Annotated in this window: 21 protein-coding genes; 17 read left to right on the forward strand and 4 right to left on the reverse strand. The window is 39.4% G+C overall.

Going from position 1 to position 25,351, the window contains the following annotated elements; all coding sequences use genetic code 11:
* Positions 1 to 318 precede the first annotated feature (318 nt).
* Positions 319 to 1,692, forward strand: a complete 1,374-nt coding sequence (locus ACT29I_RS08285; RefSeq protein ID WP_430931770.1) for a sigma-54-dependent transcriptional regulator — start codon at positions 319 to 321, stop codon at positions 1,690 to 1,692.
* Complete coding sequence (locus tag ACT29I_RS08290; protein WP_430931771.1) at positions 1,682 to 3,043, forward strand: sensor histidine kinase; 1,362 nt, start codon at positions 1,682 to 1,684, stop codon at positions 3,041 to 3,043. The genes ACT29I_RS08285 and ACT29I_RS08290 overlap by 11 nt, the downstream gene beginning before the upstream one ends.
* Positions 3,044 to 3,059: 16 nt before the next feature.
* Here the strand turns inward: ACT29I_RS08290 and ACT29I_RS08295 are convergent, their stop codons facing one another.
* Positions 3,060 to 3,710 carry a redox-sensing transcriptional repressor Rex gene (locus tag ACT29I_RS08295; protein ID WP_430931772.1) on the reverse strand — a complete coding sequence of 217 codons (651 nt, stop codon included), beginning with the start codon at positions 3,708 to 3,710 and terminating at the stop codon, positions 3,060 to 3,062.
* 253 nt (positions 3,711 to 3,963) lie between these two features.
* On the opposite strand from ACT29I_RS08295, the gene ACT29I_RS08300 reads away from it, so the two are divergent.
* From ACT29I_RS08300 to ACT29I_RS08355, 12 genes are all read left to right on the forward strand, one after another.
* The gene (locus ACT29I_RS08300) at positions 3,964 to 4,197 is read left to right on the forward strand and encodes a hypothetical protein (RefSeq protein WP_430931773.1); all 234 of its coding nucleotides are present in this window, start codon (positions 3,964 to 3,966) and stop codon (positions 4,195 to 4,197) included.
* 309 nt (positions 4,198 to 4,506) lie between these two features.
* Positions 4,507 to 4,965, forward strand: coding sequence for a CYTH domain-containing protein (locus tag ACT29I_RS08305; RefSeq protein ID WP_430931774.1), 459 nt, complete (start codon positions 4,507 to 4,509; stop codon positions 4,963 to 4,965).
* Between the two features lie 64 nt (positions 4,966 to 5,029).
* Complete coding sequence (locus ACT29I_RS08310) at positions 5,030 to 6,817, forward strand: ABC transporter ATP-binding protein (protein ID WP_430931775.1); 1,788 nt, start codon at positions 5,030 to 5,032, stop codon at positions 6,815 to 6,817.
* Positions 6,818 to 6,919: 102 nt separating this feature from the next.
* Positions 6,920 to 7,558 carry a YdeI/OmpD-associated family protein gene (locus ACT29I_RS08315; protein WP_444793184.1) on the forward strand — a complete coding sequence of 213 codons (639 nt, stop codon included), beginning with the start codon at positions 6,920 to 6,922 and terminating at the stop codon, positions 7,556 to 7,558.
* A gap of 149 nt (positions 7,559 to 7,707) precedes the next feature.
* On the forward strand, positions 7,708 to 8,502 hold the full coding sequence (locus tag ACT29I_RS08320) for a helix-turn-helix transcriptional regulator (protein WP_444793185.1): 795 nt from the start codon (positions 7,708 to 7,710) through the stop codon (positions 8,500 to 8,502).
* A complete protein-coding gene (locus ACT29I_RS08325) occupies positions 8,474 to 8,944 on the forward strand; it encodes a GyrI-like domain-containing protein (protein WP_430931778.1) in 471 nt (156 codons plus the stop codon). The genes ACT29I_RS08320 and ACT29I_RS08325 overlap by 29 nt, the downstream gene beginning before the upstream one ends.
* Position 8,945: 1 nt before the next feature.
* Positions 8,946 to 9,314: a DUF1801 domain-containing protein gene (locus tag ACT29I_RS08330; protein ID WP_430931779.1), complete on the forward strand. Its 369-nt coding sequence runs from the start codon at positions 8,946 to 8,948 to the stop codon at positions 9,312 to 9,314.
* 297 nt (positions 9,315 to 9,611) lie between these two features.
* Positions 9,612 to 9,977 (forward strand): hypothetical protein, encoded by a 366-nt coding sequence (locus ACT29I_RS08335; RefSeq protein WP_430931780.1) that lies wholly within the window; start codon positions 9,612 to 9,614, stop codon positions 9,975 to 9,977.
* Between the two features lie 106 nt (positions 9,978 to 10,083).
* Complete coding sequence (locus tag ACT29I_RS08340) at positions 10,084 to 11,601, forward strand: ArnT family glycosyltransferase (RefSeq protein ID WP_444793186.1); 1,518 nt, start codon at positions 10,084 to 10,086, stop codon at positions 11,599 to 11,601.
* Positions 11,602 to 12,185: 584 nt separating this feature from the next.
* The gene (locus ACT29I_RS08345) at positions 12,186 to 13,454 is read left to right on the forward strand and encodes an Lcl C-terminal domain-containing protein (protein ID WP_444793187.1); all 1,269 of its coding nucleotides are present in this window, start codon (positions 12,186 to 12,188) and stop codon (positions 13,452 to 13,454) included.
* Between the two features lie 208 nt (positions 13,455 to 13,662).
* Positions 13,663 to 14,934, forward strand: a complete 1,272-nt coding sequence (locus ACT29I_RS08350; protein ID WP_444793188.1) for an Lcl C-terminal domain-containing protein — start codon at positions 13,663 to 13,665, stop codon at positions 14,932 to 14,934.
* Between the two features lie 643 nt (positions 14,935 to 15,577).
* Positions 15,578 to 16,795, forward strand: coding sequence for a glycoside hydrolase family 172 protein (locus ACT29I_RS08355; protein WP_430931784.1), 1,218 nt, complete (start codon positions 15,578 to 15,580; stop codon positions 16,793 to 16,795).
* 331 nt (positions 16,796 to 17,126) lie between these two features.
* Here the strand turns inward: ACT29I_RS08355 and ACT29I_RS08360 are convergent, their stop codons facing one another.
* Together ACT29I_RS08360 and ACT29I_RS08365 are read right to left on the reverse strand one after the other, a co-directional pair.
* Positions 17,127 to 17,612 carry a glutathione peroxidase gene (locus tag ACT29I_RS08360; protein ID WP_444793189.1) on the reverse strand — a complete coding sequence of 162 codons (486 nt, stop codon included), beginning with the start codon at positions 17,610 to 17,612 and terminating at the stop codon, positions 17,127 to 17,129.
* A 113-nt stretch (positions 17,613 to 17,725) separates the two neighbouring features.
* Positions 17,726 to 19,927: a bifunctional alpha,alpha-trehalose-phosphate synthase (UDP-forming)/trehalose-phosphatase gene (locus ACT29I_RS08365; protein ID WP_430931786.1), complete on the reverse strand. Its 2,202-nt coding sequence runs from the start codon at positions 19,925 to 19,927 to the stop codon at positions 17,726 to 17,728.
* A 221-nt stretch (positions 19,928 to 20,148) separates the two neighbouring features.
* Between ACT29I_RS08365 and ACT29I_RS08370 the strand changes: the two genes are divergently transcribed.
* Positions 20,149 to 21,972: a glycoside hydrolase family 15 protein gene (locus ACT29I_RS08370; RefSeq protein WP_444793190.1), complete on the forward strand. Its 1,824-nt coding sequence runs from the start codon at positions 20,149 to 20,151 to the stop codon at positions 21,970 to 21,972.
* Positions 21,973 to 22,045: 73 nt separating this feature from the next.
* Here ACT29I_RS08370 and ACT29I_RS08375 read toward each other — a convergent pair whose 3' ends face one another.
* A complete protein-coding gene (locus tag ACT29I_RS08375) occupies positions 22,046 to 22,672 on the reverse strand; it encodes a hypothetical protein (RefSeq protein ID WP_430931788.1) in 627 nt (208 codons plus the stop codon).
* Between the two features lie 792 nt (positions 22,673 to 23,464).
* Between ACT29I_RS08375 and ACT29I_RS08380 the strand changes: the two genes are divergently transcribed.
* Together ACT29I_RS08380 and ACT29I_RS08385 are read left to right on the forward strand one after the other, a co-directional pair.
* The gene (locus tag ACT29I_RS08380; protein WP_444793191.1) at positions 23,465 to 23,767 is read left to right on the forward strand and encodes a hypothetical protein; all 303 of its coding nucleotides are present in this window, start codon (positions 23,465 to 23,467) and stop codon (positions 23,765 to 23,767) included.
* An 11-nt stretch (positions 23,768 to 23,778) separates the two neighbouring features.
* A complete protein-coding gene (locus ACT29I_RS08385) occupies positions 23,779 to 25,347 on the forward strand; it encodes a hypothetical protein (protein WP_430931790.1) in 1,569 nt (522 codons plus the stop codon).
* The last annotated feature ends 4 nt before the right edge of the window (positions 25,348 to 25,351 follow it).

The raw sequence follows: 25,351 nt of genomic DNA on the forward strand, positions 1-25,351 counted from the left end.
CGAATACGTACAGTTCAATAGGCTTAAATTGACCGCTAATTAATACATTATGAATTAAATAATCAAGTAATCTATACCCTTAAATATCTAAACAGCTGCCCATTGAATGCTTTCCCCAACTATTGAATCATACAACAATCTAACTATTTAGGTAATTATTATCTTCATTTTCTATGCCAGCTGCATTAATGGCTTACAATCAAGCATATTACATGTTCGGCATTCTTTTTGATCTTTCCGGTGTTGATAAAAAGCGTACGATTTTGAACAATTAACGCAAAATATATATCTTTAAAAAGAACTGAAAACGGAATACTCATGCAAAAGAAAAACGGAAGAATTTTAGCAGTTGACGACAATGAAGATATTTTGTTTGCGTTAAAACTGCTGTTAAAGTCACATGTGGAAGTTGTAAAAACAGAAAGTAATCCTGCTAATATTGAAAATATCTTGAAGAAAGAGACTTTTGATGTGATTCTTTTGGACATGAACTTCACCAAAGATGCCATTAGTGGTCAGGAAGGCTTCCAGTATCTCGAAAAAATATTGGATATAGATCCGGCAGCGGTAGTGTTGTTTATTACTGCATATGGCGATGTTGAAAAATCGGTTAAAGCAATAAAAGCGGGTGCTACGGATTTTATTTTAAAACCCTGGCAAAACGAAAAAATATTAGCCACCATATCGTCTGCGGTAAAACTTAGGCAGTCGCGTAACGAGGTTCACGATTTAAAGGAGAAGCAGCATGAGATGCAGAGCATAATGGATCAGCCCTTTGCCGATTTCATTGGCGTTTCTCCCGGAATGCAAAAGGTATTCAATACCATAAAAAAAGTGGCACAAACCGATGCCAACGTGCTTATATTGGGTGAGAACGGTACGGGAAAAGAGTTGGTGGCCAGGGCTCTTCACAGAAATTCAACCAGAAATAACGAATCTTTTATTAGCGTGGATTTGGGGGCCTTGAGCGAAACATTGTTCGAAAGCGAACTGTTTGGGCATGTTAAAGGTGCCTTTACCGATGCCAAAGCGGACAGGCCCGGACGTTTTGAATTGGCACAGAATGGAACCATTTTTCTTGATGAGATCGGAAACCTTTCTTTACCGTTTCAGGGCAAACTGTTAACGGTTTTGGAACGAAGGGAAGTGACAAGGGTGGGCGCCAATAAACCGAAACCTATTGATATCAGGTTGATTAGCGCAACCAACATGCCTTTGAAAGATATGGCAGGGCAAGACGAATTCAGGATAGACTTACTTTACCGTTTGAACACCGTAGAAATTGAGCTGCCGCCCTTGCGCGATCGACCCGAAGATATTCCGGTACTGGCAGAACACTTTTTAAACAATTTCTCTAAAAAATATAAAAAAGCGGCTAAAGTAAACAAAAGTGCGCTGAATAAGTTGCTGCATTATCAGTGGCCTGGTAATGTGAGAGAGTTTCAACACGTGTTGGAAAGAGCGGTGATTTTGAGCGATGGACCCGTTTTGAGTGAGGATGACCTTCAATTAACCCCTCCCAAATCTTCTTCGGATGGGCTTGAACTTACTTCGTACAACCTGGACGAGGTGGAAAGGTCGATTATCGAAAAGGTATTGAGAATGAACAGCGGGAATATCTCAAAGGCCGCATCGGAACTAGGCCTGACGCGAACTTCGCTTTACAGAAGAATGGAGAAGTATGGTTTATAAAAACTTCAGGATAAATTTTATTTTAAGAACGGCAGTGTTGACGGCATCTATTTTTTTGCTGTTTTATCTGATTTATAATACCGATCTTACCATGACCCTGTTTTTAATTGGCGGGTTTATCGGTATTCAGATTTTTGCCTTTATCCATTATATTGACCGAACCAATCGGATTTTAAACAATTTTCTGGAATCAATCCGGTATTCCGATTTTACCAGGACTTTTCAGGTGGAAGGGGAAGGTTCGTCCTTTGAAAAACTAAAGAATTCTTTTAATGAGGTTATCAAGGATTTTCAGGAAGTAAGGGCAGAGAAGGAAGAGAACTTTTATTACCTGCAGACCGTTATTCAGCATATAGGCATAGCATTAATCGCCTTTCAGAAAGATGGCAAGGTGGAACTCATCAATAACGCCACCAAAAAATTGTTTCAGATCAGGAATTTAAGCAATGTTCAGGCCTTAAGTGGTTTTAGCCAGGAGTTGGTCGAAAAACTTTTCAGCATTAAACACGGCGAGAACACCTTGATTAAGGTACAGGAAAAAGATAACCTGCTTCAGTTGGTTATATATGCAACCGAATTTAAAATTCATAACCGTACGATAACCTTAGTATCCATAAAAAATATTCAGCAAGAGCTGGAGGAAAAGGAAATGGAATCGTGGCAGAAGCTTATTCGAGTGCTGACCCACGAAATTATGAATTCAATTACCCCCATATCGTCCTTAGCTTCAACGGTAACTCTGATTTTAAAAGAATTGACCGAGGAATTGAAAGAGCAGGGTATTAATGCGGATGAATTAGAGACACTGGAGGAAGTGGGAAGTGCTTTACAAACGATTCATAAAAGAACAGACGGTCTTTTACATTTTGTCAATACTTATAGAAATTTGACCAAAATTCCGAAGCCAAATTTTTCCATCTTCAGGGTGAGGCAGTTGCTGGGTAATATACACAACCTTTTCGAAGAGGAATTGAAAAGCAAGAACATAGCTTGCCGGGTTAATATTGAACCGGAATCACTGGAATTGTCTGCGGATGAGCATTTGATTGAGCAGGTAATCATTAATCTAATTAAAAACGCGATACATGCGGTTTCAGGCAGGGAAGGTTCCAGTATTGGGCTCAATGCCTACCTAAATAGTCGCGGCAGGATTGTAATTCAGGTAGTGGATAATGGGCCAGGTATTTTACCCAATGTGTTGGAACGTGTCTTTATTCCGTTCTTTACCACAAAACCTCAAGGCTCGGGTATTGGTTTAAGTTTGTCGCGTCAAATATTAAGATTGCATGGAGGTACCATAAACGCATACTCAGAACCGGAAAAGGAGACAAAATTTACACTGACTTTCTAATCGGAATCAGAAATCTCTATTTGGGATCAATGCTTTGCATGCGGTTAAACATAACCGCCAAATGTGCATACAACGAAGTGTCCTGGATCACAACGTTTTCTTCGAGGCGAATTCGGATGGGCGTAAAGTTCCAAATGCCTTTGATACCGCCTTCCGCCATGGTTTGCGCAACACTCTGAGCGAATTCGGCAGGTACGGTGAGTATACCTACTTCCACGTTTTTATCCTGCATATTCTGAAATTCATCCACATGGTAAATGGGTACACCCTCGATTTTACGGCCAATTATTTTAGGGTCGATATCAAAGGCAGCGACTATTTTAAGGCCGTACTGATTTAAACCATGGTCGTGCAGTAATGCATTTCCCAAACTTCCGGCACCAAACAAATAGGCTTTGTCCAAAGAACGAAAACCCAGAAAATCTTCCAAGACGTCAATAAGCGCAATTACCTCGTATCCAACTCTTGTTTTTCCAACTATGCTGGTGTATGATAGGTCCTTAGTTACCTGGGTAGGATCTACACCCATGTCACGGGCTATATGAGTCGAAGATACAAATTCCTGATTTCTTCGCTTGGCAAGTTTTAGGTAAGCCAAATAAACTGGCAACCTACGCAACGAAGGTTCCGGTACTAATCCTTCCTTTTTTTTGTTAACTGATGTCATTGGTTATTAATTGCTTGTTGTTTGGTTTCAACTGACTTGTTGTCAGGTAAAATAAGCCGTGCGATCGGCTTGAAAATCTAAGTTCAAAAGTAGATAAGTTTTCTATTAAAGAAAATATTCCGTAATAAATATTTTTCCTATTTTGACTTAAAACCGATATTTAAAAGCGTTCTACATAATGGATTGAGTAGGACAAATACAATTTGGCATGTGTTTTGCGTATTTCAGAATCGGAATCAAAACAATGAATGTTATGAGCGATTTTACAAAGGCAGAGAAAATAGCTGTCAGATATTTGATAGAATGGGGGCAATATGGGGACGTGGAATTTCCGGACTCTATTGTCACGTCATATTTCGATTTGTTTTCGGGAACGGAAGGAGAACAGCAAAAAGCTGTTAAACAATTGTGTGGGCATGTAAAAGGATTATTGGGAGAGGAAAAATCAAGGGAAGTGGAGAAGCAACTTCTTTCGTGTATTATTTAGGAAAAAAATAAAAATATAGTTTTAAAAAAGAGGATGATGCAGCGTAACATCCTCTTTTTTTGGATATACTTTCCGACGCCAGTTCCGGGTTCTAATCGTGCAAAATATGAAAGTTATATTTATGTCAAGATTATATTATAATTGCGACAATCGACCGGATTTTTAAGATACTGTATTGACTGGATAAGTAATGTCACAGAATAGCTGGCTTGCATGCTTAACAGACAATGAAATGAGTTAGGTGATTATGACAAATCCCTCGAATCGTTAAAATATTTTTCTTTACTTTATATTTTAAAATAGTATTACATGGCCCAAGAAGTAGAACGTAAGTTTCTCGTTTCAGATACTCCCTCTTTTTTGAATAAGATACCTTATCAGCCAATCCGGCAAGGGTATATCGCATCAGAAGATGGAGGGAATGAAGTTAGGGTGCGGGAAAAGGGAGAAAATCATTGGTTGACGGTTAAATCTTCTGGCGAACTGACCCGCATCGAAGTCGAAATCCCCATTTCCAAGGCGCATTTTGACCAGCTTTGGACTTTGACCGAACATCGTCGCATAGAAAAACACAGACACCTAATAAATGATGAGGGAAGGATTATTGAGATAGACGTATTTCAGGGCAGTTTAGAAGGTTTGGTGTTGGCTGAAATTGAATTTGATTCCATTGAAAAGGCCGATTCTTATGCACCGCCATCTTGGATGGGGAAGGAGGTTACATACGACGCGAATTTCAAGAACCGTAATTTGGCTTTAAAGGGGTAACAGTTTTAAAACAAACTTCCGGTTAAATTGTCTATTTGATATATTATTAGATTAACAGGAGGTAATGGCAAAAATAGATACATCAAACGTCCCCAAAGGGAAACTTGACAGGAACGGCATTGCCAGTGCCTTGAGATTGTATAAATATATAAAACCTTATCGGATACAGTATATCCTGGGTATGATCTTTTTGTTGGGTTCCAGCCTGGCTAGCCTGGCTTTTCCGAAATTATTGGGTGATTTGGTAAATGCGGGAAATAACACTACGCTAGGGCTGGATTTAAATCAAACAGCCTTGCTGATTGCGGGCATATTGATACTTCAAGCCATCTTTTCCTATTTTCGTATCATATTATTTGTGAATGTTACAGAGCGGTCGTTGGCGGCCTTGCGCCTGGCCAGCTATCGTCATCTGATTAAACTCCCTTTGCGCTTTTTCGAGAAAAGAAGGGTAGGGGAGTTGAACAGCCGTATTTCTGCCGATGTTGCCCTTTTGCAGGAAACCATGACCACCACATTGGCCGAATTCATCCGACAAATTGTGGTTATCATTGGAGGAATTGCGCTGTTGGCTATCACCTCTATTCAGCTTACGGGTTTTATGTTGATAGTCTTACCACCCGCCATGGTTTTTGCCCGCTTCTTCGGGAAGTTTATCCGTAAATTCTCAAAAGAGGTTCAGACAAAGGTGGCAGACTCAAATACCATAGTGGAAGAAACCTTGCAAGGAATCCAGAGCGTAAAGGCCTTCACCAACGAATTTGTGGAAATAGCCCGATATAAAAAAAAGACCAAAGAGATTGCCGATTTAGGCATGACCAGCGGTAAATACCGCGGGGCTTTTTCATCTTTTATAATTTTAGGACTGTTTGGTGCCATATCTGCTGTGGTTTGGAAAGGGTCCGTGTTATTGCAAAAGGGCGAAATGGTGGCAGGGGATTTGTTTTCCTTTGTGATCTATTCCGTATTTGTGGGAGGTACTATCGGAGGATTGGCAACCGTTTATGCCAATATTCAAAAGTTTATCGGCGCTACCGAAGACCTCTTCAAGATTTATGATGAAGAACCCGAGGATATTCAGGAATTAAGTGAAGTTGATCCTAAATTTAAAATGCATGGAAAAATAAAGCTGAGCAACTTAAATTTTGCCTATCCTTCCCGCAAAGAACAAGCGGTTCTGAAAAACATCAATCTACAAATTGAAAGTAACAAAATGATTGCCTTGGTAGGGCCCAGTGGAGCCGGTAAAAGTACCTTAGCCTCTTTGTTATTAATGCTGCATCGGCCGCCTCAAAACACCATGTTTTTCGATCAGGTGGATAGTTACGACTTTCCACTGTCAGCATTGAGGAGGCAGATTTCTTTAGTTCCACAAGATATCTTTCTGTTTGGAGGAAGTATTGGCGAAAACATAGCCTATGGAAAGCCTGACGCCAGTGTTCAAGAGATTTATGAAGCAGCAAAAAACGCCAACGCCCTGGAATTTATAGAGCGTTTTCCCGAAAAGTTTGACACCATTGTGGGCGAACGGGGCACTCAACTTTCCGGAGGTCAGCGGCAGAGAATAGCCATAGCACGTGCCATTTTAAACGATCCGAAGATTCTGATTTTAGATGAGGCGACCTCTTCCCTTGATTCCGAATCGGAAAAACTGGTGCAAGAAGCGCTGGAAAAGTTGATGATTGGACGCACATCCATAGTCATTGCCCACCGTTTGTCCACCATCCGAAAAGCCGATGAAATTGTGGTATTGGAACAAGGCCGGATAGTAGAACAAGGCACACATGAATCGCTGATGAAGGTGCTCAATGGCAAGTACAAAAAGCTGATAGAGCTGCAGTACTCGGCATAGGCAAGAAGGTGAGATGATGAGATGATGAGTAAAGCGTAGGCTTCGGAAGTAATGAAGGCACGGAGGAATGTTGTAATGGAGGAATGTCTGTAATCGAATATTATGAATCATAAAGTTGACAAATATCTTGCTGATGGTTGTTTGCGCTGCCCACTTGGAGGTACTTCCGGTTGTAAAGTTCATCAATGGCCGGAAGAATTGAGTTTGTTAAGGGCGGTTGTGCTTGAATGTGGGTTAACTGAGGAATTAAAATGGGGTGTCCCATGCTATACTTTTCAGAACAAAAACGTTTTAATGGTAAGTGCATTGAGGGATTTTTGTGCGATTAGTTTTTTCAAGGGAACTTTACTGAAAGATGCCCATCATATTCTTGTCGCACCCGGCGAAAATTCCCGGGCTGTCCGATATGTTAAGTTTAATGACACTCAGGGAATTATAGAGCGCGAAGCTATTCTTAAGGCCTACATCTATGAAGCCATTGAAATTGAAAAGGCCGGATTGAAAGTCGACTTTAAAAAGAATACAGAACCCTTCCCCAAGGAATTGGAAAATAAATTCGAAGAAGACCCGGTGTTTAAATCTGCTTTTGAAGCTTTGACAAAAGGGCGACAAAGAGGGTATATTCTTTATTTTACTCAGCCAAAGCAATCAAAAACCAGAACTGCTAGAATTGAAAAATGTATGCCGAAAATTCTCAATGGGGAAGGTTTACATGACAAGGTCAGGTCTTTGAAGAAGTAATTTGCAGTAACTTAAGGATTCCCATAATTTCAAAATGTATGTAAGAAGCTTTAACCAGGATGATGAAATAGAATACATAAAACCAGGATTTGAAATGATTTCGGAAAAATGTTTTTAGGCTTACTACGCCAAAAGTAAATCAAACAGCAATGGCAGAAGACAAACCAAGACTCACAAGATTGACCTCTATCTTGACACAGTTACAGTCAATGCATATTATAACGGCAAAGGATATTGCCGAAAAACATAAGGTTAGTATACGAACGGTTTATCGGGACATCAGGACACTTGAGCAATCTGGAATTCCTATCATAACCGAAGAAGGCAAAGGCTATTCCATAATGGAAGGATACAAACTTCCACCGATCATGTTCACCGAAGAAGAAGCCAGTGCCCTCATCACGGCAGAATATCTGATTTTAAAGAACAAAGATCAATCTTTGGTCGACCAATATCAAAATGCCATAACAAAAATAAAATCTGTACTTCGCCTTACCCAAAAATCTAAACTGGATTTCCTTTCCCAAAGAATTCAAGTCCGAAACAACAAATACAACCATAAAACCAGTAATTATTTGATGCAGTTGCAGTCTTGTATTGCTAATTTTCAAGTCGTACAAATTGAATATGTATCAATGGACAATAAACAAACACAAAGGCAAATAGAACCTTTCGCCCTTTACACCGCCAATGACAATTGGATCCTAATCGCATTTTGCAGAATGAGAAAAGATTATAGAGCTTTTCGGCTGGATAGAATCCGGAACCTAATGCGATTAGATACGCAGTTTGAACCTCACAACATAACATTACAAGAATGCCTTGAAAAATGCGGTAGTAAAAAACATAATACCCCTGACATACCTTTGACACCAGGTGATTCTACATTTGTATCGAATCAAAACAAAACAAAAAATGAAAACAGTAATAATCGAACCTTTTAAGGTTATTGGAATCTCGGTAAAAACTACTAACGAGAATGGACAAGCGGCCCAAGAAATTGCGAAAATGTGGCAACGCTTTATGTCGGAAAATATTTTTGAGAAAATCCCCAACAAGGCCGACGGTGTCGTTTATTCACTCTACACAGACTATGAAGGAGACCATACTCAACCTTACACTGCGATACTGGGTTGTAAGGTGAAAAATTTAAATTCAATTCCTGATGGAATGGTGGGGAGGTCATTTGTCGGCGGGAATTATATCAAGACCAGCGAAAAAGGAGACTTGACGAAAGGTTTGGTGGTGAAACATTGGTCAAGAATATTTGAGATGAAATGGGATAGAAACTATGTTGCTGACTTTGAGGTTTTCGGGGAGAAAGCACAAGACCCCTTTGACGCAGAGGTGGATTTTTATGTGGGTGTAATGGACAAAAATGAGTAAGATGACCTTGAACCTTGATGAGTATTACCTTAAAAAACCAGAACCGCAAAAAAGTTGTTTGCTCGCATTAAGACATATCATCCTTGGCCAGGACGAGCACGTTACTGAAACAGTAAAATATGGGATGCCTTGTTTTTGCTATAAAAACAAAATGTTCTGCTACCTCTGGACCGAAAAAAAAACAGGCGAACCCTATATTCTGATGGTGGAAGGTAAGCACTTGAATCACCCCGGTTTGGAGCAGGGCACTCGCTCCCGCATGAAGATTTTTAGGGTAGATCCGTATAAAGATTTGCCGATTAATGACATCAGGGTGTTGTTAAACGAGGCGATTGAATTGTATCGCAGCGGTATCGTTCAAATAAAGTAAGCTGAGATTCAATCGAAAAGGTATATATGTGAAGCAATGAACTCCGGCGGTCAATCAAGGAGGTAGTCGGTTTGTTCAGGGATGTCCAAGACCCCTTCATTAAGGTTGAGGAGTTGTTCAGAGATATTCACGATAAAGAAATAAGGCTTACGAGAAAAGAACCGAGGTTCGAGGATTAAGAAAAGATATAATGATGTTGAACAACATTACTGATTAAATTGGTTTTAAATAAGAGGTTGTTTTTGTAACTTTTACGGTATTCAATCTTGTTATAATCACAAACAAAAACTTACCATTATGAACGTAATAAAAACATTATTTGCTACTCTGGTTTTAGTTTTATTAGGATTGTGTGCTTGCGATAAAAGCGAGAATAATGATAGCCCGGAGTTGATAGGCACCATATGGGTTTGTGATACAATCTATAGCGGGCTAAAATATTATTACCAAATCACCTTCAAATCAAAAAATGAATTTGATTACTATGAGGATGGATTTATCGAGTTAAATGAAAAAGGTACCTATCGCTACAATCCGCCAAAGATAGACATGACCATTTGGGGTATAACCATCGAAGGTTCCATTGAAGAAAACAAGCTATATTATCCGACGCTCGCCACTGACGATGTTGATGCAGTAATGAGGGTTTTCACAGAACAATAATATAATTTAGGGCTCCATAGCGTTTTGAAAGGTATGGTTCGTTTACACGTTCCCTGACATTTCGTCCAGTAAACGTTGTGCGTTAATTCCGAGGAAATAACCAGAAATGAAATGGAATAATGATATTATTATTGGATTTGCCTGCCTGCTAAAAATAGGCTTGCACCTATTAGCTGATATTCATTCCGGATTTCAGGGAGATGAATTATTACATATTGATGCGGGAAATCACCTTGCTTTCGGTTTTATGGAATTTCCCCCATTGATTGGGGTTTTTGCATACCTTCAAAATCTTACCGGTTCTACTTCAGTTATTGTTCATCACTTGTTTTCGCATCTGGCTTCTATGGCAATATTTATACTTGCCGGAAAAATTACACTTGAGCTGGGCGGTAAAACAAAAGCATTGTTACTGGTAATGACATTTTTACTGGCAGCTCCTGCCTTCACTCGAACTCACCAGTTGTTTCAACCGGTAGTTTTTAGCCAGTTCTTTTGGTTACTGGGGTTCATTCTCTTTGTCAGATTTGTTAAAACCCTTAATAAAAAGTATTTATTGCTCCTTGCTCTGACATTGGCAGCGGGTTTCTTGAACAAATACGACATCCTCTTTTTTGTGGCTGGTTTGATTAGTCTATTGTTTTTTAAAAGAACAAGAAACGGGATCCTTGGCAGAGAGACTATTATTTATCCCGTTCTTTTTATCCTACTGATAAGCCCTAATATTATATGGCAAATTATAAATGACTTTCCGGTTTTGCATCATATGAAAGAGTTGTACAAGGCGCAACTGAATGATCAATCCGCAACCAAGGGGTTACTAAACCTATTTATCCAATTGAATCCTTTTGCTATAGGCATCTATACAGCAGGTTTTGTGTATGCTGTTTTTTTAAAAAAAGATGAACATAACCATATTGTGTCCCTCTCCATACTGATTTCGATTCTATTATTAGCTGTTTCAAAAGGAAAACATTATTATTTCTTCCCTGCGTTAATTTGCCTGGTCATATTGGGAAGTGTTTGGTTTGAAATAAAAGTATTCAATAAAAGAAATTGGTTATACTGTGCTCAAATAATTCTACTTGTTATAGGTGGTGCAGTTATGCTCCCTTACGGAATGACAATACTAAAACTGGATAGGTTTATTAAATATGCCCATATTAAAAATGAGGAGAATCATTACCCATTGCCGTTTGAAGAATTTTACTCTCAATATCAATGGAGAAAGGTGCTCTCGTCAGTGAAAAGAATATATGATGATCTGCATTTGGAAGATAAAAAGAACTGTGTGATCTGGGGGAAACATTATAAACAAGCAGGTGCGGTCAATTTATTCTCCGAAGAATATAACGTTCCGAAAGCTATATCCTATCATGGAAGCTATTATCAATGGGCGCCTAATGATGGCAATCTGCCGGGTACCTTAATTGCAATCAGCAACAAAGGTGTGCCAAAGGAGTATTGGGAATACTTTTTTTCTACCGTCGAAGTAACGGACACAATATTAAATCCCTATGCAGATGAAAGTGAGGATGAGTTAACCACTATTTATATTTGTCGTGAGCCGAAAACAAATTATGCCGGATTAAAAGACATTTTCAGAAACAGAATATTCGAATAAAAATAAGCATACAACAAAGCATAAAACCGTAATTGGCGCCCGTGAAACGATGACACTAAATCGATTAATTTACTAAATAAAAAAGTAGCCAACCCACAAAACAAGAAAGTTCGAGCCCATTCCACCACTAAAGCTAAGGCGGCATGCGGTCGCTGCCATAAATTTGCCTTCTCTCCCCGGCAGGGAGATATGGGCAAATAAGGCTAATAATTTTCCATGTATTTATATTATATTTACAAACTGGTAACAACAAACACAATAAAAGTAACACGATGTCAATAGTCCGATTTGGTGTATCCCCAGAAAACTACCCATAAAAACACCCGAAGATAAAGATATTTCCCTTGTTTGAGGGAATGCAACGGGCAGGACCCCAGTAATTATAACAAAAACAATGACGGCATCAATAGTTGTTAAGCCAACTGGCGTTAGATTCAAGGTTGAATGATCAAAGATAGTAACTATCAATGTAAGATAAAATATCACATACTGTCGTCAAAACTCTTCATATCATAGATTATATGCCTTAATTAATACTTGGCAGGGTAATTTCGTGTGAAAATATTAATTATCAATATGCTGATATGAAAGGAACGAAGTACACACTAAGGAGCAAACAATTTGAGTCTTTTTTAGCTACCCTATCGGGCAAAAACGCCATTATTTTAAACACATTAGTGCTGTTTCTGGCTATTTCTGTTTTTACATCTTGCCAAAAAGATGATGATATTACTGAGGAAGAAGTGGAAGAGACAGAACCAGCGGTAACTTTTATTTTAACGGATACTGGGCAAGATGTTTTTTATGATGCTGATGGCAATGAAATTTCAGCGCCGGGTGAAGGTGATGACTATTACGGACAGGATGCACAATATTCGGGTACGGCTTCGTCTTTTGAAGATAACGGAGATGGTACGGTAACCGATTTAAATACGGGTTTAATGTGGCAGCAAACCCCAGACTTTGAACGCCACAACTATTATGATGCGTTTGATTATGTCGAAAGTCTGGAAATAGGGGGATATACCGATTGGAGACTACCCACTATTAAAGAGTTATATTCACTATTAAATTCTAATGGTGAGTTGGACGCAACAAACACAAGCGATTCACAACCTTACCTTTACGATGAATACTTTGATTTTGAGTATGATGAAAATATACCCTATGCAGGGCAATATTGGTCGAGTACAAAATATGTAAAAGGCGGTTTGCAAACAGATAACATTGAAGGAGCATTTGGATTTAACTTTGCCGACGGACACATTAAATCGTACGAAACAGGATTGTATTTTGATGGGAGTTCGGGAGTTCAGGATCCTGGTTGCTTCGTAAGAGCAGTGCGTGGGGAAGAAAATGTATATGGCGTGAATGATTTTGTAGATAATGGAGATGGCACAGTTACAGATCAAGCTACAGGCCTTATTTGGCAACAGACCGACGACGGAAATACGTATGATTGGGTAGAGGCTTTAGCGCTTGCATCAGAAAGTGAAGTAGCCGGATATACCGATTGGCGTTTGCCAAATACCAAAGAATTACAAAGTATTGTGGACTATGAAAAGACCACATTTCCGGCTATTGACGAAACCTATTTTAGCTGTACGGATAGTGACAGTTGGTTTTGGACGAGTACTACACAAGGTGATTTTAAATACACAGCTTGTTACATTGCTTTTGGAAAGGCTTACAGCAGAGATAATAGCTCTGCAACAGAATATTACGACTGGCATGGAGCAGGGGCACAGCGTTCTGACCCTAAAGCCGGCGTAGTGGATGATTACCTAATGGAATCGGACAATGCCGATGATTTACTTAGAATACGTAACTACGTGCGTTTAGTAAGAAATTAAAAGAATAATCCATCAATAGCTGTTGGGCTGAATTAGATAGGTGCACCATCTAGTTCAGCTTTAGGTATTTATTTATAGAAAAAAGCCAACCACCACGTATATAAAAAATTTAACATTAAGTATATATATACTTCAACGCAGTAAGGAATTAAGCAAGTGTTGAGTGATAGAATGAAAATATTGTAGATTCTATAAACAGGAAAAAATCATGATGAAAACATTGAAAAACAACACCCCGTTAAGAGGAATTTTTCTTATTCTACTTGTTTTTACAATCCAATCGTGTCGTTTTAAGGGCACAGAGTCAAGTGCGGTTAAAGATAACGTATACAATTTTGTGCAAGTGGCAACGGGTCAGGTTTCACTATACGATGAAGACGGAGACGTGATTAAGGCAGTAGTACCAGGCGATTCGCTTTTCGGTCAGGATGCTAATTATTTAACAGGCAAGAAGATGTCTTTTGAAAAAAATGGAGACGGAACTGTTGCAGATTTGAATACAGGACTGGTTTGGCAAGAAATACCTACTTCAGAAGGATTTGATTGGCAAGGTGCATATGAATATTGTGAAAATTTGGAGCTTGGTGGTTATCATGACTGGCGAATGCCGACAGTCAAGGAGTTATTCTCCATCAGTGATTTTAGTTCGGGATGGCCTTACTTAGACACCAATCATTTCTCTCTTGTTAACAATGAGAATCCTGACAAAAGCGAGCAATACTGGTCAAGTAATAAATATGTTGGTCATACAGAAGAGGGCGGTTTTCATGCTGCGTTTGGTGTAAACCATGTGACTGGTCATATTAAAGCATACCGTGCAGAAGCTGGAATTGGTGAAAAAGCGCACAAAGGACCACCTGAAGGACATCAACCACCGCCAGGGCAAGGTCCGCCTCCTGGAAATGGAGGAAAACCAATGGGTAACCCATTATTTAAACATGTTAGAGCTGTTCGCGGAAGTATTTATGGTACGAATGATTTTCAGGATAATAAAAACGGTACTATTACCGATAAAGCAACTGGATTAATGTGGTCTAAAAATGATAGTGGAAAAGGACTGAATTGGGAAAGTGCTTTATCTTACGCAGAAAATTCAGAATTGGCAGGGTATTCAGATTGGCGCTTGCCGAACGTAAAGGAATTGCAAAGTATTGTTGATTACTCTTTTGCGCCCAATGCTAAAAATCCTAAACAGGTTGGGCCTTCAATTGACCCTATGTTTAGTTGTTCCGAGATAAGTAATGAAAATGGAGATAAAGATTATCCTTACTATTGGACAGGTACTTCGGCAAGATTCCAAAAAGGAAAACCGTATTATTATGCCTGGTATGTGGCATTTGGTCGAGCCGTAAATAAAGAAGGGTTGGATTTCCATGGTGCGGGAGCTGTAAGGTTTGACGCCAAACATGAAGATGGACCAGCAAGTGAAGGTGGCGAAAGGTACTATAACTATGTACGTTTGTTAAGGAACGTTGATTAATACAATAAAGAAGAAATCTGTATTTCTGAAAATTATTTTATCGTTACTTCACTTATTGCCGCATAAATAAGGATATGCGGTATTTTTCGATAAAATATAAATTAGAATAGGGTCAGTGTTCAACAAAACCTAAAAGCAAGCAGTTGGGGTTACTTGCAAAGTGGAGGTGTTGGAGTATCAATGCCAAGCTTTATAAGCTCAACTCATTGCTCATCCAATGGCCAAACTATTTCTCCATCCGCAAAGTGACCCACATTTTGGGAAACCATCGGGATTATCATCAAACACTTGGATGATAAACAGTTCAAATGTCAAAAAAACAAACAACTCGGTCCGCATCGACATTACGGTAATTTTGTACAAAACAAAAGGCTGCTGGGCTTGGATAAGTATGTAAGCTTGAAAGCCCTTGCGAATGGAAAATCATGAACATTGTAAAAAATAAGCTAGCTTTGAGTAAAGCTCAAAGAACTCTATCGGTAAGCCTGGCAGCTAACGGTGAAAACTTTATTGCCCCGAATATCGGGATACAATACGACGGAATAGCGTTGATAATTTACTCAGAAATGTTACTTTTAGTCACCATAAATTATATAACCTATCAGGTTCTGCTCCATCGCTGCAATTAAAAAGACAATGTTTTATGAAAAGATCATGGTTACTTATTCTAACGGCTGTTTTATATAGTTGTACAGAAGTTAAAAACGAAGAACAATCCGTTAATAATTTTGAACAGTTAAGCCTTTATAATCTCAATACCGATATAGCACCTCGCGCAATATCGTTCGAAAATCCTACAGGTGAACCCGGTAAAGCAGGTATGGCCGCCAGCAATTTAGGCGTCGGCAGAAAAGGGGCGCCGAATCGAATATTAAAACCTCAGGAAGAAGTAGTGTTGTGTGATATAAAAGAAGCAGGAACGATACGACATATATGGATGGCTGGTGAATTTCTTCATATGAATTGGATAAAGGAGGAGCCACAGGAACGCAATAAAAAATTGCGAAGCACTGTAATCAGAGCATATTGGGATGGGCAGGAGCACCCAAGCATTGAATGTCCAATAGGCGATTTTATGGGATTAGCTCACTCAAAACTCACGTCATATCAATCGGCAGTACACTCTATTGGCGAAAAGGGAGCGATGAATTTTTGGCTACCTATGCCCTTTGCAAAAGGGGCAAAAATTACTTTGACAAATGAATCTGACACAAGGCTAAACCTGTATTATCAAATAGATTACACGGTCAACGATAACCACAAAGGTGACGTAGGCAGGCTACATGTACTCTTTAAAAGAGAGAATCCTACCACGTTAAAGAAAGATTTTGAGATTTTACCTAAGAGAACCGGAAAAGGTCGTTTCATAGGCGCTGTTCTCGGTATTAGAACACTTCACCCTGGGTGGTGGGGAGAAGGTGAAATCAAATGCTACATGGATGGTGATACTGAATTCCCAACGATTTGCGGAACAGGTGCCGAAGATTGGGTTGGTTTATCATATGGAGTACAAAATACTACCTATATGTACCATGGCGCTAATTTCGTTACCCAGGCGGACACCCTGGTTGATGCTATTTCCCTCAATAGAAATGAAAAAAACAATAAAAAGGTTAAAATGGAACCGAGTTATATTTCTATGTATCGCTGGCATATACCTGACCCTATCTATTGGAAAGAAGAAATGAGAGTTACGATTCAGCAAATTGGGTGTTGTTACTATGAAAGAGATGACGATTGGTCCACCGCCACTTTTTGGTATGAACCTGTTCCAAGCGCGCCGCTTCCTCCATTTCCTGGTTTAGCTGAACGAACAGCAGATTTAGACATGATTCTTGGTGAAAGTTATCTTGCAGATTAAATGCGTTAATCAATAAATAGCACAACACCATGAAATGATTAGTCACATGCCGCCGAAAAAAGTGGGTGCAGATCTTTACAGTGATTGAATTATGTACGTTATGGACCTATAACAACAATGGTTTTGCTTATAGAATAAATATAACAACGTACTTTGATAAAAATTATGATGAAATTATTCAAAAAGGGAAGCAGGCCTAATGGATAGCAGATGCTTCTTCGAAAAGACAGGAAGCCCTTTCTGTAAACTAAATCGAACTGATGTTATGACGAATTTTATGGCAGTTATAGTCCTAACCGGACTTTAGGTTGGCCAACTGTCGAATATGGCATTATCTGGCCAGCATCTTTTCCAAATAACGGTCAATTTTTTGAGGTTTGGTGGTTGGGGCAAAACGTTTAACAGGACGGCCATTCTCATCGATCAGAAACTTGGTGAAATTCCATTTGATTTTTTGACCCAATAGGCCTGGCAATTGCTTTTTTAAATATTTATAAATTGGATGAGCTCCATCTCCGTTCACCTCGATTTTGGAGAACATCGGAAATGAAACCCCATAGTTAAGCATACAACCTTCAGCTATGGATTTATCATCGCCAGGCTCCTGATTGGCAAACTGATTGCATGGAAAGCCAAGCACCACCAACCCCTGGTTTTTATATTTTTGGTAAAGCTTCTCCAATCCTTCAAACTGTGGGGTTAAGCCGCAGTTGCTGGCCGTATTCACCACCAATACGTTTTTGCCTTTGTAATCTTCCATCAAGATAATCTTGCCTTGAATATTTTTCGCCTCTAGCTGATAAAATGGACTTTGCATCTTCATACTATTTTAGTGTGACTAACGGTGGCAACCAATAGCAATGGGTAGTAGAAAAAGCCTGTTAAGAAATTCCCTAACAGGCCTGTATCTTAGTTGTCCGGTAAGATGGCCTACATCATCTTCAACAAATTCCTGACCGCATCTACTGATTCAACCTTGTAGGCCGCTTTGGTATGTTTCATGCCTACTTTAATGGTTACCGCTTCCTCGGGCAATTCTCGGAACATAAATTCGTCTGTCCAATCGTCGCCAACAGCCATAATAAAATCGTAGGGTTGATTGCTTATAAACTGAAGTGCTGCGATACCTTTGTTTATGCCCCCGCTCTTTACCTCAATTACCTTGTTACCTTCCATAATTTCAAGGTTGTGGTTGCTCAGGTGCGTGTTCAACTCATCTTTTAGTTCATTAGCCCGTAACTCACCTTGTTCCGGCTCTGACTTACGGAAGTGCCAAACCAAAGAGTAGTTTTTTTCCTCTATAAAGCTGCCTGGAGTCCTGTCGACAAAACTTTCCATTACAGGACGCACATTAGGCATCCAGCTGTTGTTTACTGCGGATAACATTTCCCAATCTCCATCTACTTTTTTTAACCATACACCATGTTCGCAAATTAAGTTTACATGATGACCTGTAAACCATTTTTCTAACGTGTACCTATCTCTGCCACTAATAATGGTAACGGTATTGGCTTTATTTGAGGTTAGTTTTTTAATTATATCATGTAATTCTCTATCCGGTTTAGCATCCTGAGGATTCTTGACAAAATGAGCCAAGGTTCCATCATAATCTAAAAAGAGCGCTCGTTTTTTAGCTTTGGCGTATTGATCTATCAATTTTCCGGCTAATTGTTTGGTGATTCGCTTGGCTAAGAAATCACTTTGAACACTTTCCGCTTTTTTTAATGTACGAATAAATTCGTTGGCCCACTTAAATACATCGTAACGCCGAATACGTTCTTTCATAAACTTGATACGTGATTTTTGTTCCTCCAAGGGCATGGTGAGTGCCTGGTTAATACTGTCCGCCATTTCCTCTTCATCAACAGGATTGATGATCAATGCCTCCCCCATTTCTTTGGCAACACCAGCCATCTCACTTAAAATAAGAACGCCTGTGTTATTTAAACGGGAAGCCACATACTCTTTGGCTACCAGGTTCATACCGTCCCGCACGGGAGTAATTAATGCGACATCGCACGAGCTATATAACTCTATCAGATTACTAAAAGGTAGAGAACGGTAAAAATACCAGATAGGCGAATAATTGATGGATCCATAGGTTCCGTTAATTTGTCCAACCAGTTCATCCACTTCCTTTTTTAGTTGCTGATAATGATCCACCTGATCGCGAGAAGGTACTGCCAACATAATCAGGGTCACCTTTTGACGGAACTCCGGATATTTTTCCAAGAAACGACCAAAAGCCTTTAGGCGATTCGGGATGCCCTTGGTGTAATCCAGTCTGTCAATCGAAAGGATCAGCTTACGGTCGGGCGATGCAAGGAAGTACTTATCAAGCTCCTTATGCAAATCCGATTTCTCCGTGATGGCTTTCATACCAACATTTTTGGCGCATTTCATAAACTTGTCGTAGTCGATGCCCATGGGGAACGAATCCGCAATAATGATGCGTTCTTCAATATGAATCTGGTTAAAAGAGATCTCGTAGCCAAACAAACGACGTACACAGCTAAAGAAGTGTCTTTCGTAATCGTAGGTATGGAAACCAATCAGATCGGCCCCTAACATACCCTGAACAATTTCTCTGCGCCAAGGTAAAATCCTGAACACCTCATAGGACGGAAAAGGGATGTGCAAAAAGAAACCTATTGTTACATTCGGTTTTTTGGATTTGATCATTTCGGGCACCAAGAGCAACTGGTAGTCGTGGACCCAAACAGCATCGCCATCTTCCAGTGCGTCGATCGCCGCATCGGCAAATTTTTGGTTCACTGCCTTATAGGTTTCCCAATCCTCGTTGTTGAAATTGGCATATTGCGTAAAATAGTGAAATAGAGGCCATATGGTTCGATTACTAAATCCTTCATAAAACAATTGTATTTCTTCAGAATTTAGATGAACGGAGGCACATTTCTCTTGTTTAAAAAGTTGGTCTACTTTTTTTTGTTTGCCTGACTCTATGGTATCACTGTCTAACCCGTTCCATCCTATCCATGTTCCTCCATAATCTTTGTAGATGGATTTCATGCCTGTTGCCAAGCCTCCTACACTGGCTTCAAGGGTTACTTTTTCCCCTTCATCTTTAATGCTAAATGGAAGTCTGTTCGAAACGATATGAATTTTTTGCATAGAATGACTTTTTTTATTTGAAAATTAGAAATAATATACCATTTTTAGACCGATTATTTTGGTTAATTGTCATTTTTATTTGAAATCCCCTAAGAAAATGGGCCTCAGGCTCATTTCAAGTAATTATCGGTGGTGCTCCTATTACTTTTCAAGATTATCTTGTTTGGTTTTGGCTTTTCCAAACCAGGAGTATTACAAAACTAACCAATAAATTTTAATATATGGAGAATCTGAATCTGAATTACGGGATTATCGGGAATTGTAGATCTGCGGCGTTGGTTTCCGAAAATGGAAGTGTCGATTGGTTATGTTTGCCAAAATTTGATGCACCGTCGGTTTTTGCCAAACTACTGGACAAGGAAAAAGGCGGTTCTGTATCGATAGAACCGGAGAAATTACTTTCGATCAACCAGGAGTACATCGAAAGGACTAATTTGTTGTGCACTAAGTTTGTGTGCGAAGATGGTGTTTTTGAGGTGATTGACTTTATGCCGAGATATAAAAATGACGACGGCTATTATTCGCCATCCGATCTAGTGCGCGTTTTCAATTGTATTAGCGGAGCACCAACGTTTAAAATAACCTACGACCCAAAGCTCGAATATGGTGTGCACGAAACCTTTATTTCGGAAAACAAGAAATACATTAAGGCTTTTACCAAAAGAGGTTCTTATGATTCTCTTTATTTGTATACCGACTTTGATTTTAAGGATGTTTTAAACAAAGAGGTGATTACCTTAACCGATAGCAAATATATGTTGGTTAGCTATAACCAAAAATTGCTCAATCAGGATATTCAAAGGGTTAAGCTAAAGATGGAGCGTACCAAGGTGTACTGGTTAAACTGGTCGGAAAAGACTACTACCTTTAGTAACTACAACAACGAAATAAACCGCAGTGCCTTAACGTTAAAACTTTTAAGCTACGATAAGTCAGGCGCTGTATTGGCAGCACTGACCACTTCACTCCCCGAAACTGTTGGAGAGGTTCGTAACTGGGATTATCGGTTCTGTTGGATCAGAGATGGTTCAATGGTAGTGAAAATATTGACTCAACTTGGGCACAGTACGGTTGCACAAAATTATTTGCGTTTCATTGTGAATATACTTCCCGAAAAGGACGAGAAGATGCAGATAATGTATGGCATCAGCGGCGAGAAAAGACTTTCGGAGTATGAGCTTCCGCACCTGGCTGGTTACGGAAACTCCAAGCCTGTTAGGGTGGGGAATGCAGCTTACAAACAAAAACAAAACGATATTTACGGTATTTTAATGGATGCCATCTATCAGCATTTTAGTTTGTTTTCTGCCTCACTAAGCTACAGCGAGGATTTATGGACCGTTGTTCGTAACGTGGTAAAGATGGTAGAGAAGAACTGGCAGAAACCGGATAAGGGAATATGGGAAATACGCAACGAAAGCAAGCATTTTACCTTTAGCAAGGTGCTGTGCTGGGTTGCTATTGATCGTGCTCGAAAAATTGCTGTTTTACTTAAGCAGGATGATTACATTAAGAAATGGAAAAAGCTGGAGGATAAGATCCGTGCCGAGATTGAGCTAAAAGCCTGGTCGGAAACCAAACAATCATATTCACAAGCGTACGGAAGTGATGATTTAGATGCGTCGGTATTGTTATTGGAGAGTTACGGTTTTGTAAAAGCAAAGGATGAACGCTATAAATCAACGGTATACGCTATCCAAAAGGAATTGGAACATAATGGTTTGATGTATCGCTACATCAATCAGGATGATTTTGGTCTGCCTAAGTCATCCTTTACTATCTGTACTTTCTGGCTTATCAACGCGTTGTATAAGATCGGGGAAAAAGAAGCGGCCATTGAACGATTTGAGCAGTTGCTAACCTATAATAATCATCTGGGTTTATTTAGCGAAGACCTGGATTTTGAAACCAAGCAACAACTGGGAAACTTCCCCCAGGCTTATTCTCATTTAGCATTGATAGAGACAGCCATTAATATCTCTGAAGGTGAAATAACCAAGGAAGAAAAAATTATGGATGCACTGAGGTACGAGACTTTTCATTAATCGGTGAATAGTGCAATAGCCTAGGGTCATTAGTTAGTTTATTCAAACCAATTAATGACCCTTGACGAATATGCTATTTAAGAAGTTCCTGAAATGTTTTGGAGAAATAATAGCCGTCGTTTACCTTATAGGTTTCTGGTTCCTTCTTCCACTCTACCTTCATTTCGGAGATAGGGGAATTCAGGATCAATTTGAATTGTTCATCTGTCAGCTTACACGCTCCTTTCAAAATGGAAAACTTATATTTTTTCACAAATTCCATATCAATATCTTCATTAAGGATTAAATCTATTGATGTATTATTCTTTGTTATCAGCGTTACTTTTTTACCTGCTTTCATATGTCCAAAGTATCGGTAACTATCTAATAAACCCAGTTCCCACTGAAAATAAATCTTCGGTTGTCCTTCAACAAACAAACATTTCGCCCTACCTTTAATTTTTCCTTTTACGGGTCCAAAATATTTTACCAGTCTTTTGCTTTCGGAATAATACAGTTCGCTCAAAGGAGATTCTTTTGTAAGCCCTTCCTCTATTTCAACAGCCATAAATTCAATAGTTTGGGGGGTTTCTTGTCCAGCATATTCCCAGGTGCCGTTTTCAAACAATAAAACTGCTTTACCTGCTTTCGTGGTGGCTTCAATTTGAGCTGTTGCCAGCATCGGTAGTGCTACTAAAACAAAGATCAGTATATTTCTCATGATGTTTTTTTTTGAAATATAGTAAAAACAAAATGGTGTTCGTATTTTCTTTCTACGAAAACACATATTTTTACGAATAAACCGGTCAATATTTGAGATGACTTCGGAAAAAATAACATGCGCGTATTGTAAAAAAAGTTTCATAAAAGCTGACCTGAAAAGAAACTGCAGCAATTGTTTTGCCTGCACAGGGTGCGAAATATATATATGCAATAGCTGTGGAGAGAGGATTGTGGTGAAACCTCCAAGGGAATATAAATCAAAAAAGAATAATTAGTCGGAAAGGAAATTCTTTTGTTTTCTAACCGGATTAATGGACTTCGTCGAATGTTGTTTCATGAATTTTAGGGATGGAAATGTATAATGACCAAGAAAATGTGAAGCGGAAAGTTTTAGCGCCATTAATAATAAATATGTATGGCTCCGTTTTATTCAAATTCAATCTAACGTTTTTTTTGATCAAACAGTTAGCCGTCTTTGCCTGAATTTAAGCATAGAAGCACCTGTTGTTAAATCATTTCAGTCGATTAACAATTATTAACATTAAAAATTTATTCTTGCATTAAGATTTGCCATAAATTTAGATGAAACAAAATTACTCGCCTAATAATTACACATTAACTAGATTCTCTGGTAATCGCACCAGGAGTTAATGATCCTGCTTATATACTTATTAAGCCTGCTATATTTCATAATTAAAGTTTTTACAAATCTTATTGTGTTTGTACGATGAGTTTATTAACAACTTTTACTGTTCTTTTTTTATGGCTTCAAACATCAACACCAATCATTGTGGAAAAGTCTTTTTGTGAAGCATTATACGAAAACGACAAGGCCAGTTTGAAAATAATCCTTGACAAAAAACTGGATACGCTCGATATTAAGGGAAGTTCCAAACGACATTTCGAGTTGATCAAGGCAGAAATTGCAAAGTATGATTGTGTGTCCGCGGTTGAAATTGTTCCTGGAATGTTACGTTCCGATCCACCCATAAAAATATTTGAAGTAAAAATAAACCTCCCCGGCAAAGCAAGCAAAACACTGGAAATAGGCATCCAAGTATTTCCTGATAAGCTAAGGTTTAACTACTATTAATACCTGTAAAAATGGATTTACATAATCTATCGGAAAACCAAGACAAGCTTTTAAGCAAACTTGAAAAGGTTAAAAAAGAGCTGTCCAAAAATCCCAATGTTTTAGCTGTCGGGGTTGGTATGAAAGAAAAAAACAAACAGTTTACCGATGAAATTTCTTTTAGGGTATTCGTGGCGGAAAAAAAGAGCCTGAAATCACTGAAAGCAAATGAGGTTATACCTACCGAAATTGAAGCAATAAAAACAGATGTTTTAACGCCTTACCAGGTTTGTGACCGACCTGATGTTTGCGGGGACGAAAGAAGAGAAAACGTCAAACACAGGCCGTTGAAAGCAGGAATAGCGGTTTCTACCAAATCCAATACTTACGGTACATTAGGTTGGTTTGGCACACTGGATTCCGATGGTACGACAATCCTTTTAACCAACAAGCATGTATTATACGATTCAACCTCTAGCACGGATACCACGGTACTCCCAACGGCTCAACCTAAGTTAGGCAAGGTATCAAAATGTTGTTGCTGTGAGTGTGGCAGTGACGATGTAATCGGGGAAACCATTATCGGTATCCGTGACCTCAACCCGCCCACCAGCACTTCCGTAGATTGTGCCATCGCTAAAATCAATACTGAATTTTCCGGCGACATCTCCTTCAATATCACTAACGACTCTACCGATGAGGTGTTGACGGTATCCGGCACCGCTGCGGCAGTGGTTGGTGAAACGGTCCGTAAAATTGGGGCCCGCTCTGCTTTTACCACAGGAAGGGTTGTTCATATAGGTGACACCGCTGTTGCCGGAACCGATCCGGATGGCGGTACCATCACCATTCGTACAGGACAGGTTTTGATTATCCCCGACCCCTCGGAAACTTATCAGGTACTTGATGCAGATAGCGATACCTGCAAATTTGCTTTCTCAAACAATGGCGATTCAGGTTCTGTCATCTTAAATGCCTCTGACGAAATTGTGGCTTTACTATATGGTGGGGATGAAACAACCAACTCAGTGGATATAACATTTGCCAATAACATCGCCAATGTGCTTGCTAAATTAAGTTCAAACAGCAATGCCATAACACTGTCCACCAGTCCAAGTGGTTCTGGCCTAAGAAGCGATACGGTTACAAACACGGTTAGAAAAACAAGCACCGGGAAACCAAATGTTAAAAATATTCTTGAAAAGCTCAGGGAAGCAAATGACCATAGTCTTATTCGTAAGTTATATGATAAGCACTTTGAAGAAGTTCTGGAACTGGTTAACCATTGCCGACCAGTTACCGTGGTTTGGCAGCGACTCCAAGGGCCTGCCTATGTGGCAGCCATAGCCCGTGCGGCTCGGGTAGAAAACTACAAAATCCCTAAAGAAATTAATGGTTCAGGCCGTGAAGAGCTTCTTGTGGCCATGTATAATGCCTTGATCGAAAACGGTAGCGGTAAATTGAAACAAGAGCTTCTGGAACATGGTGAGAAATTGATACTTTCCATGATGAGTCCCGAGACTATCGAGGATTTTGCCAACGCCCTGCTAAAAGCCGGTTACCTCGACAAATTACCCATCATGTTTAACCCTGTAAAATAGATAC

Origin of the sequence: Saccharicrinis sp. GN24d3 (assembly GCF_052400645.1) — a bacterium.
In the GTDB taxonomy this organism is placed as follows: domain Bacteria; phylum Bacteroidota; class Bacteroidia; order Bacteroidales; family Marinilabiliaceae; genus Saccharicrinis.